Genomic DNA, 9,434 nt, shown 5'->3' with positions numbered 1-9,434 from the left:
ATTCTACTGGGAAGGGTATGAGGCTCGGTTTATAGGCTTTTTAGTAAAGCGTCGCTTACCTCACGCCCTGTGTGGGTTGTTCTAACGAGCTTCGCAAGATCGAAGCCCTGTCGGCGAGCTTCGTCCAGGTATTCTTGGAGAGCGGCTTCCGGGATGAAGCTTTGTCGAGCGAGAACCCAAAGAAACTTGTGGTCCGGGGTCCCGACCAGAGAGATTTGATAATCAGGGTCAATCTTTAGCACCCAATAGTCCCCGTCCGTGAATGGTAGCCACCGGAGAGCAGCCGGGAGAAAGTTGACTTTCAATTTTGCGTTCGTGTTATCAACCGCACTGGCCTCGCCGACCGCGTTGGTTGGCTTGTTGGTTTCGTCGAAGCAACGATTGTCAACCCGAACCTTACCGTCGGGATTTAGGGAATAACTCGCTGTGATATCGGTAGCGAGCTCGTCTTCGTACTTAATGGGAAGGCGAGCAATCTCATACCAGCGCCCAAGATAGCGGTTTAAATCAAGGCTCGGGACCGAGGTGACGTCGCTCATTGCTTTTCTCCTTCAGTGATCAGTCGCAACGGGCCGTCGGGGATTCAGTTCCAGCCGGCGCACATTGGCGCGCCCACGAATGTAGCCAGGCTCGATAAGCTGGCGCCCGGTGTCTCCTATGTCGTCTTCGACGGCAACGTGAATTCCGGCATCTCCCAGTCCATCAAATGGCTGCAGCGTGCGTTGCAGGGCCTTGGGCTCTATCAGGGTGCGATTGACGGCATCATCGGGCAGGGGACGATCCTGGCGGCGGCTGGCGTCAACGACAACGATATGTTGGTCGCACGCATCATCGAGCGCCGTGAAGCGTTCCTCCGAGCTCTGAAGACCTTCAAGACCTTCGGAAAGGGCTGGATCAGCCGCATCAGGGACGTGAAGGCCGTCGGGCAGGCTTGGGCCACCGGATCTGTCGGCCCTGAAGTCAGCCACCAGCCCGGCGGCGAGGCCAAGGCCTTCCTATCCAGCGCCAAGGCGGCGCCGACGCTGGCCGTGGCAGATGCTTCGACTGGCAGCGGCGTGGGCTCTGGTGGCATCGCTGTGACCCTCCAGCAGGTGCAGGATCAGCTTTCGCCCCTGAGCTACTCAGCGAGCTTATCGGCAAGGTGTTTGCCGGCTTGATCATCGCGAGCGCCGTCCTGACGATCGGTGGCCTTGCCTATCGCTGGTACGCGAAGCGCAACAAGGACCGGCTCAGAGATGCCCTCGATATCCCGGTGGCGTATGACCATCGGAACCCTGCTTAAGCTCGCCCTCGGCGCGCTGGCTGCGTCGGGCATCGCCTTTTTGATCGGCTACGGCTTCGGTTACTCCGGCGGTCGATCAGCCGTCTACGCCGACCTCCAAGCCAACCGTGTTCAAATCCTCAAAGATGGGAAGACAATCGACGCGAAAGCACTTGCTGCTGATGATCCCGGCCTTTGCGCTATGCTCGGCGGGTGCGAGCTGCCGGACGGCCAAGATCACTGAACCCTGCGACGTCCTTGTCGCGATAAACCCGAAGCCGGCGACCAACAGCTACCTTATCGCAAATGACCGGCAAGCGGCTGTTTCGATCGCTCAGCACCGCGGTCGCTACGCACTTTATCGGTGCGGTGGGGATTAGTCTTCCTGTCATCATCGGGCGAAACGGCGATCCCGGCATCATGGGCGGCATCGACGAAGGCTGTGCGGGCTCTATCGCCGCTGCCACCGACCGTGGCGTCAATGCAGGCGCTCATTGCGCGGCTGAATTTGGGAGATGACCTATCCGGCCACCTGTCGCTCATGAGCATCCCCATGAGGTCCTCGACGGTAGCGCCAAGGCGGCCGGGGCCTTTGTTACCTAACTGAATAGTCACCGGTTTAATTGGAACCCTAGTCGCAGCGTTCATCGCGACACCTCACGCATCACTGATTTGCGACTCAACACAACACCGGGGTGATTCGTTCCGGTGATTCGCATGGCGTGGAAAAAGGGCAGGCGGCTGATGACTTCGAATGATGATATGGTCGCGTTGAGGAGGGCGTGAAGCGGATACGAGAAGATTTCCAGGAGGAAAAGCACAACGCTCATGAAAGCAGGGCGGTCATTCATGCCAGGCTGGATAGCCAGGCCAAGCAGATCGGTCATCTCGACACCACGGTCGCAATTCGCGGCGGTGTCGACGCCCAGATCCGCGAGGAAATCAAAGCCCTCAATGAGACCGTTGACCGCAATCATGCTTCAGTCCAGCCTGCCTTGGAGGAGTGGAAGCGAATGAAGACGCTCGGGGTAGGAATCTCAGGGCTGATTGCGTTCGCTGGCCTGACGATCGGCGGCATTGTCGCATACATCGGAGACGGTGCAGTTGCTTCCATCCGGCATTGGCTGAAGATTAACTGAGCAGCCAAGGCTCGACAGGAAGTGCTCCTCTCATTCGCTACATACGCTCATATAATGGACGAGAATCATTTCGTGATCACCGTCGTCGCTTAGGTATTTCTCTTTGGACTTAACGGCATCGCCATAGGTCTCGATTAGTTCGGTCAAATGGTTTGCCATTGGCGCATACGGTCGGAGTTCTGAATGCTTATCGAGCAAAGCTTTCAGGCCGAAATGAAAACTGGCAGATCTGACTTCGTGCACTTTGCCTACCACTTACAATACGCTGCGTTATTGCTCATCCTCCCAGGTCAAACCTGAACAAGAGGTGAAGAGCCAAGGGACGGCGCCAGCCGTGCATCTCCTAGCTGGCGCGTTTCAAGGGGCGGTGGGACGACGAAGGGGGCGTATACGCGGGTTCGGATTCGGCGAGTTCCTTACTGCCGCGAAGTTGCGCGATGCCTAGCTGAACGACTTTGATCATATCGGTCATCCGCTGGCCGTAGCCGTCTTGGTATTGTTCCAGCGTAGGGGTATTGAGCGTGACGTCGAGCAGCGCAGAAATGCGATTTTCTGTCACCGCTTTAGCGCCGGCGGTCCAAACCCGTTTGAACAATATTCGATCTGATTCAATAATTGGCATGATGTTCCGCTAGTTGATTGACCCCAACGCGGTAGAGCTAGCGGCGAGCCCTTCGTCATCAAGTGGGACTAAAGTCCGATTCTACGAGAACATTTCCCGTTGTTGCTATAACGCATCACATAGAGAAAGCGACTGTATCTGTAAAATCAGCTCGTCTTGAGAAGATATATACTTCCCCGTGCAAAACGCTCATGGGATATTATCACCTATGGAGTGCTTTTAGATTGGGCGGTAGTTACCGTTAGGCATTGGCTGAAGATCGACTAGGCGCGCTTCGCAGGCGCGGCACGAACATTGGTCCTGTTTGTATCTAGTCACTATTCGGTTGAGTAATGCATTTGATCAGGCATAGTCCCAGCATGGTTGATCTATCGTTTCCTTGGCCCATTGGTCCCGTCCCAATAGCCCTGACCGCTTGGGCGTCATACGGGCTCTACCGTGCGATTGTGACGCGGGACGGGCTTACGTGGGTGTCCGCAGTGTCAACACTGGGGGTGGTGGCATTTCTGGCTGCACTTGCCGCCCACATTGTCAAACCCGCTTTCAACCTCTTTTTTGTGATTATGCTTGCCCAGTTTCTCGGTACAGCCGCCTGCTTCCTGTTTGCCAAGTTACTCTGGTCTATAAAAAAAACGAAACCGGTGCAGTCACTCAGACGGCAACCAAGTGGAAAACTGCTTCGCGGCATAGCCGCTATGGCTGGCTTCCTGCTTATTATGGATGGAGCTTTCTATTTATTCCCCGACGCAGGCAAGTGTGAACATTTCAAAGATTACTTGGCGGATAAGTGTGCTGCGCAGGAACTATTCATAGGAATTCACGACCTTCCAGTGGTGATTTATTTTTGTGTCCTTTTGGGCGTTCTTGCGCTGGTCGCGCTGATTTTATACGTTTGGTTGATGATCAAGACAGCTGGTCTTCCAATGGCCGACGAATCAGATACGGAAAACAGTCCCAGCGGATAACGTCTGGTTTCCGGGCCTGGTGCGGTTCCCTTGGGCGTTAGTCTGCGCACCAGTCGTTCCTATGGTGCCGCCGCCACTCCCTGGCGAAACCCTCCTCAAGCAGCTTGGCCCCGATCTCTTCCCCATGTTCGACAGATGTTGATCAGCGGGCGATGCTTCGGCGTGTTGTCGTAGCCCTTTATTTCTATCTGCAGGCCGCGTTCTTCCAAAAGCTCTTTCAGCCTTCCCTTGGCGATTAGCGCCAGCTTCCGTTCCTTGATGCACTTCGCGTGCGATCCGATCTCCGGGGTGTCTATGCCCCATTGGAACGGCACTCCTCCTCCCAGCAATCGCATGAGCTGGCCATCGCAGCGCACGGTGTCGCCGTCTACTGCAGTCAGGGTGGCGCACATCAGCATGCCGGCAATCATTGCGGTCTAACCTGGCCGGTGGGCTGTTCCTTGTATGGAAAGTGCTCCCAGCACCACCAACGGGTCTCCTCGGTCTTGTTGAACGCAAACCCCAGTCCTCCCCACTGGCCGCAGCCCGTGACAGAGCAATAGTGCTCGACGATCACGTTCGCCCCTGGCGCCGTCGAATGGCCTTCGTTGCTCATGCCGCGTCATCTCCCGTCATAAACCGTGCATCTCTTTCAGTTTGGCGTGATGGTCCTCGACCATCCTGACGCTTCCCGCGCCGTCGCAGCCCACCCCTGTTGCGGCATGATGCGTCGACGCACCCATGAGGCAAACCCGCCGTTCCAGCGCCACAGGTGCTCTTTGCCAGAGGTCGTGTTGTCGACCTAGATGCGGCCGAATAGTTCCTCAGCATCATACCCCGAGAAGTCCTGCTTGCTCTCACCGGACCAAGTCTCACGCCATTGGTACCGCGGTTTGTATTCTTCATCACTGCAGGTTTCGGCGCCCATTGACCCGGTCGCTCTGGATTCTGAGTGACGCGCTCAAGACGACCATTCCCAAGACTTCGCTGAACTCTTCTGTGCTCGGCCCGCCTGATGACCAGCGCTGCTTAGGTTCACCGGCGACAGACATCAGCAGTTCGGCGGCGGCAGGTGTGCGGTAAGCGGCAATCTGCCAACGGTTTTCTGGATCGAGAAAACGCCAGCGTACAACCTGCTTGTTGGGCAGGCGGATTTCATCGAAGCGTTTCATTTGGGATCGCTAAGGTGACGGGTGGCAAATAATAGCGGGGCCGCACAGCACTCTTTGGTGTCGAAACAAGGAGGTAGCTGCACGGCCCGCTCACCTTGCAAGGTGTTCTTTCATTCTGGAAAGGAGAGGATGAAAACCGCGCCGGCGCGCTCACGATCTCCTGGCGGTTTGCGGGCATCAGCGCGTTTGTCTCGGCGATGATCTCCGCGGTCATTTGCATCCCGTTGGCCGCATCATTCGGCTGGATCGTGGGCCTGCCGCTAGCGTCTACCGTTGACCTGATGTTTCTGATGGACCGCGTTCTGAGCCTCAGGCTCGGAGAACATTGGATCACATATGCTACGGAGCTATGGCTACTTCTTACTATCTTCGTCCGTGCGCTGGGATATCTCGTCGTTAGCCAAAGACGCGCGGATGGACGATCGATGCTGTCGGATCCGAAGCCTGTGTGAATTGTCCTGACGATTTGCGAGCCGGCGTTGGCGATATCACGGAACGGTTTCGATATCAGTCTCACGAAATTTATTATCTGTCGCCAGAATTGGAACGCGATAGTATTTCGCGCAGGCGTAGTGGAGGCAGTCGCCAAGGTTAAGGCCCCTGCGGCCGGCGCGATATCGATGCGCAGCGAAAAGAGCGAGATGCGTTGTTTCACGAGCCGGGGGAAGGTCGCGGATCTCGATGCTACGAGCCTCCAGGAATTCCATTAGCAGCGCTTCCACCGCATCAAGCGGCAAACCAAACTTGTCGGGCCGCGCTAGCCCCAAAGCCGCCTCGAGCGTTGCGACAGGAGAGGTGAATGGGTCAAGTGCCACCACGATCGCGTCGGATACCCGCTTGGCCTCCGGTTCATCCGACAAGAGGGCGATGATCGCGCAGGCGTCGATGAACATCAGCCTTCGTCCCACAGGGAATCAAAGACCTCATGGAAAGCGGCTTGCGAGAGGATGGCGTCAGGGAAATACCATACTTCTTCCTGAGTCGGGCTGCAGTCTCGGCCGGGCTCTCGCGACTGGTGCGACGTTCGATAGCCTCTTTCATGGCGATCACAATCGCATCAGTAATACTGACCCCGGCCATGGTGGCGAACGCCCGGGTCAGAGCATCCGCCTCTGTGTTGTTGACGTTGATGGCCATCGCCGGCTCCATGTAGATAATTCTCTCAAATAATGCAGATCACTTTATTCTTCATTCCAAGCTTTGAAGTTGGATGGCAGATGGATCTGCGTCACAGATCGACTTCACGCCCTTCCTCGTCCGGTCTCGACAGATCAAGTTCGGCCCCGACAAGCGGCGAACGGCGCAATGCAGACAAAGTCGTGTCCGATGGTTCGCAAGACACCGGCGCTTTGACTGTCCTGTCGGACGCCGGAGGGCTGATCTTCTGCCGGTGCCGGCCAATGAAAGCCTTGGTGGCAGGCGAACTTTCGCCCTTGCGGTAGGCGATCGCCACGTCTGACGTCACCGTGACGCTCTGAAGCGGCCGGTAGTGGATATCGGGCAGTTCCACCCGGCTCATGGATTGCGGCACGAGCGCGATGCCGGTGCCGATGCCAACGAGGGCGGCGATTTCCGTGAAGTCGTGGGCGATGGCCCTGACGGATGGTTCGAAGCCCGCCTCCCGGCAGGCCTGCAGGGTGTTGCGGTAGAAGCCGACTTCCGGCGGTTGGCGCGGCGTGATGAAGGTATTGTCTGCCAGTCGGGAGAGCGTGTCGATAACGCGCTCTGAGAATTCGTGATCCGCGGGGACCATGGCAACCAGCGGCTCGCGCAGCAGGACCTGCACAATAACGCCTGATGGGATCGGCGCCGGCGCGCGGATATAACCGAAATCGAGCAGGCCGTCGGCAATGCGCTGCAGCTGCTGGCGCAGCTCCATTTCCTGCAGCTCGACCTCGACATAGGGATAATCGCGTTTGAACTCCCTGATGGAGCCGACGACCGCGCCGGAATAGGCGGCCGATGCCACATAGCCGATCGAGATGCGTCCGCTTTCGCCGCGGCCTGCGCGGTGGACGGCCGCCACGGTTGCCTCGGTCTGCACCAGTACCTTGCGCGCCTCCTGGAACAGGATCTCGCCGGAATGAGTGAGTTGCACGCCCCGGCGGGTCCGGTCGAGCAGCGGCGTTCCGACGATCTTTTCAAGGCTCCTGATCTGCTGGCTGAGGCCTGGCTGGGCGATGCCGAGACGGGCCGCAGCGCGCTCGAAGTTCCGCTCCTCGACGAGGGTGACAAGATACCTCAAATGCCGGAGTTCAAAGCCGGGGTCGGACAGGGCCAATTCTCTCTCCTGGAAGAATTCAAATCTATGGCATTGGGCGCGTTTCATAAATCAGACTTATGAAAAATTCGAGCCTCGTTTATTGGACCTTGGAAAAATAACATGATTATAAAAATCCAGTTTTCCAATATAACGGGCTTTCGATGACCGGTTCTCCTCACCTGCTCAAATTCGTTTCGACGACGGCGCTGGCAAGCGCGCTTCTGGCGCCGCTGTTTCCGGCTACCGCGCAGGAAGTCAATCCGACGACACTCGCCCCGATCGTCATCAGCGGCTCCAAGGATGAGGACCCGACGGCGCCGGTTAAGGGTTTTGTCGCAAGGACGAGTGCGACTGCCACCAAGACCGGTACGCCGCTCCTCGAAACCCAGCAATCCATCTCGGTGCTGACGGCTGACCAGCTGAAGTCGCAGGGTGCCGAAACCGTCGGCCAGGCGCTCGATTATGTGCCCGGGGTCGTCGGCGAGCCCTATGGCGCCGATCCGCGCTTTGATTCCCCGCGTATCCGCGGCTTCGACAGCCGTCAGGCGCAATTCCTGAACGGACTGCGCATGATGCGCACCGCAGGTGCCCCAGCGGTCGATCCCTATCAGCTCGAGCGTATCGAAGTGCTGCGTGGCCCGGCGTCGGTCATGTACGGCCAGGGCAATCCGGGCGGCATGATCAATCTCATCAGCAAGCGGCCGGTCTTCGAACGTTTCGGCGAGGTCGGCGTACAGGCTGGCAGCTATGACACCTATGGCACCTATTTCGATTTCGGCGACACCATGCCCGGCAATTCCGATTTCGCCTATCGTCTGACGGGTCTGGCAAGGACGGCCTCGGCGCAGGTCGGCGAACTCGACAATGACCGCTACTTCATCGCTCCGGCGCTCACCTGGCAGCCGGACGACGATACCAAGCTGACGATCCTAACCAGCATCCAGCACGATAATCCGAGCACGCCATCCGGCCTGCCGCCGCAGCTCACGCTCAATGCGACGGGCGCAAACCGCCTGTCGCGGGATTTCTTCGTTGGCGACAAGAGCTTCGACACGTCCGACCGGACGCTCACCAATCTTGGTTATGAGCTGGAACACCGCTTCAACGATACCTGGACTTTCCGCCAGAACCTCCGCTACCAGAATTTCGACTGGAACTATAAGGCGCTCGGAATGGCGACATCAGGCCTTACGGGCGGGCGGACCATCAACCGCAACGCCACCATTCAAGACGAACTGCTCAACACCTTCAACGTCGACAATAACCTGCTTGCGGAATTCGATACCGGCGAGATCCAGCACAAGATGCTGTTCGGACTGGACTACCGCTACTACGACAACAATGTCGGCACCCAATTCTGGCGCGCCACGCCGCTCGATGCCTTCAATCCGGTCTATGGCTCGGTCAAGCTGATTGCGCCGACGGTCAGCACCAAAGTCGACTCGCAGATGATCCAGGTCGGCCTCTACGTGCAGGACGAGCTTGCTTATGAGAACTGGCGCGCGACGGCCGCGCTTCGCCAGGACTGGGCAAGCACGGAGGGCACCTCGACGAACCGGCTGACCGGCGTATCGCGCTCGCTCGACAAGGACGACCAGAAGCTGACCGGACGCGCCGGCCTCAGCTATGTCTTCGACAATGGCATTGCGCCCTATATCAGCTATGCCACCTCCTTCGAGCCAGTGCCTGTGCCGGCGACCGGCGGGCCGCTGCAGCCGACGACGGGCGAACAGGTGGAAGTCGGCGTCAAATATCAGCCGGAGGGCTGGAACGGTTTCTTCACTGTCGCCGCCTATGACCTGAAGCAGAAGAATGTTCTGACGACAATTGCGCTGCCGTCCGGTGGCACGACGACGGGGCAGATCGGCGAGGTCGACGTCAAGGGCATCGAGCTCGAAGGAGTCACCAGCCTGACCGACGGCCTCGATCTGCGCGCCGCCTATACCTACATGCAGGCTGAAATCGTCGGCGGCATCGACGACGGAAATCGTCCGGACAATGTGCCTGAACATGCCGCCAGCCTCTGGCTCGAC

Annotated in this window: 13 protein-coding genes and 2 pseudogenes; 5 read left to right on the top strand and 10 right to left on the bottom strand. The window is 58.0% G+C overall.

What is annotated here, in order from left to right; translation table 11 throughout:
- Positions 1-29 precede the first annotated feature (29 nt).
- Positions 30-539, bottom strand: a complete 510-nt coding sequence (locus tag AC1D35_RS33400; RefSeq protein ID WP_113302054.1) for a lipocalin family protein — start codon at positions 537-539, stop codon at positions 30-32.
- A 15-nt stretch (positions 540-554) separates the two neighbouring features.
- Between AC1D35_RS33400 and AC1D35_RS33395 the strand changes: the two genes are divergently transcribed.
- The gene (locus AC1D35_RS33395; protein WP_477942146.1) at positions 555-1,157 is read left to right on the top strand and encodes a putative peptidoglycan-binding domain-containing protein; all 603 of its coding nucleotides are present in this window, start codon (positions 555-557) and stop codon (positions 1,155-1,157) included.
- A gap of 102 nt (positions 1,158-1,259) precedes the next feature.
- A complete protein-coding gene (locus tag AC1D35_RS33390; protein ID WP_113302056.1) occupies positions 1,260-1,505 on the top strand; it encodes a hypothetical protein in 246 nt (81 codons plus the stop codon).
- Positions 1,506-1,558: 53 nt separating this feature from the next.
- Here the strand turns inward: AC1D35_RS33390 and AC1D35_RS33385 are convergent, their stop codons facing one another.
- Together AC1D35_RS33385 and AC1D35_RS33380 are read right to left on the bottom strand one after the other, a co-directional pair.
- A complete protein-coding gene (locus AC1D35_RS33385; protein WP_477942144.1) occupies positions 1,559-1,909 on the bottom strand; it encodes a DUF982 domain-containing protein in 351 nt (116 codons plus the stop codon).
- Positions 1,906-2,238 (bottom strand): hypothetical protein, encoded by a 333-nt coding sequence (locus AC1D35_RS33380; protein WP_477942150.1) that lies wholly within the window; start codon positions 2,236-2,238, stop codon positions 1,906-1,908. Before AC1D35_RS33380 ends, AC1D35_RS33385 begins: the two co-directional genes overlap by 4 nt.
- On the opposite strand from AC1D35_RS33380, the gene AC1D35_RS33375 reads away from it, so the two are divergent.
- Positions 2,119-2,400 (top strand): hypothetical protein, encoded by a 282-nt coding sequence (locus tag AC1D35_RS33375; protein ID WP_477942148.1) that lies wholly within the window; start codon positions 2,119-2,121, stop codon positions 2,398-2,400. The genes AC1D35_RS33380 and AC1D35_RS33375 overlap by 120 nt on opposite strands.
- Before the next feature lie 343 nt (positions 2,401-2,743).
- Here the strand turns inward: AC1D35_RS33375 and AC1D35_RS33370 are convergent, their stop codons facing one another.
- Positions 2,744-3,022: a hypothetical protein gene (locus AC1D35_RS33370; RefSeq protein ID WP_477942143.1), complete on the bottom strand. Its 279-nt coding sequence runs from the start codon at positions 3,020-3,022 to the stop codon at positions 2,744-2,746.
- 479 nt (positions 3,023-3,501) lie between these two features.
- Here AC1D35_RS33370 and AC1D35_RS33365 point away from each other — a divergent pair, with 479 nt between their 5' ends.
- On the top strand, positions 3,502-3,987 hold the full coding sequence (locus AC1D35_RS33365) for a hypothetical protein (protein WP_477942140.1): 486 nt from the start codon (positions 3,502-3,504) through the stop codon (positions 3,985-3,987).
- Positions 3,988-4,024: 37 nt separating this feature from the next.
- On the opposite strand, the pseudogene AC1D35_RS33360 reads toward AC1D35_RS33365, so the two are convergent.
- The 6 genes and pseudogenes from AC1D35_RS33360 to AC1D35_RS33335 form a co-directional block, all read right to left on the bottom strand.
- Positions 4,025-4,397: pseudogene (locus tag AC1D35_RS33360) on the bottom strand (thermonuclease family protein).
- The gene (locus AC1D35_RS33355; RefSeq protein WP_477942139.1) at positions 4,394-4,582 is read right to left on the bottom strand and encodes a hypothetical protein; all 189 of its coding nucleotides are present in this window, start codon (positions 4,580-4,582) and stop codon (positions 4,394-4,396) included. Before AC1D35_RS33355 ends, AC1D35_RS33360 begins: the two are co-directional and overlap by 4 nt.
- A gap of 289 nt (positions 4,583-4,871) precedes the next feature.
- Positions 4,872-5,138, bottom strand: a complete 267-nt coding sequence (locus AC1D35_RS33350) for a hypothetical protein (RefSeq protein ID WP_477942137.1) — start codon at positions 5,136-5,138, stop codon at positions 4,872-4,874.
- Between the two features lie 488 nt (positions 5,139-5,626).
- Complete coding sequence (locus tag AC1D35_RS33345) at positions 5,627-6,031, bottom strand: type II toxin-antitoxin system VapC family toxin (RefSeq protein WP_477942133.1); 405 nt, start codon at positions 6,029-6,031, stop codon at positions 5,627-5,629.
- On the bottom strand, positions 5,988-6,275 hold the full coding sequence (locus AC1D35_RS33340; protein WP_113509856.1) for a type II toxin-antitoxin system VapB family antitoxin: 288 nt from the start codon (positions 6,273-6,275) through the stop codon (positions 5,988-5,990). The genes AC1D35_RS33345 and AC1D35_RS33340 overlap by 44 nt, the downstream gene beginning before the upstream one ends.
- 262 nt (positions 6,276-6,537) lie before the next feature.
- Positions 6,538-7,419, bottom strand: a pseudogene (locus AC1D35_RS33335) (LysR substrate-binding domain-containing protein); the annotation flags it as partial.
- Positions 7,420-7,562: 143 nt separating this feature from the next.
- Here AC1D35_RS33335 and AC1D35_RS33330 point away from each other — a divergent pair.
- Positions 7,563-9,434 (top strand): TonB-dependent siderophore receptor (locus AC1D35_RS33330; RefSeq protein ID WP_477942131.1); only part of this gene is annotated, 1,872 nt, incomplete at its 3' end.

The organism is Rhizobium sp. P1_E6 (assembly GCF_056405875.1).
The sequence above is the reverse complement of the archived record's forward strand: the minus strand, read 5'-3'. Positions and strand labels throughout refer to the sequence as shown.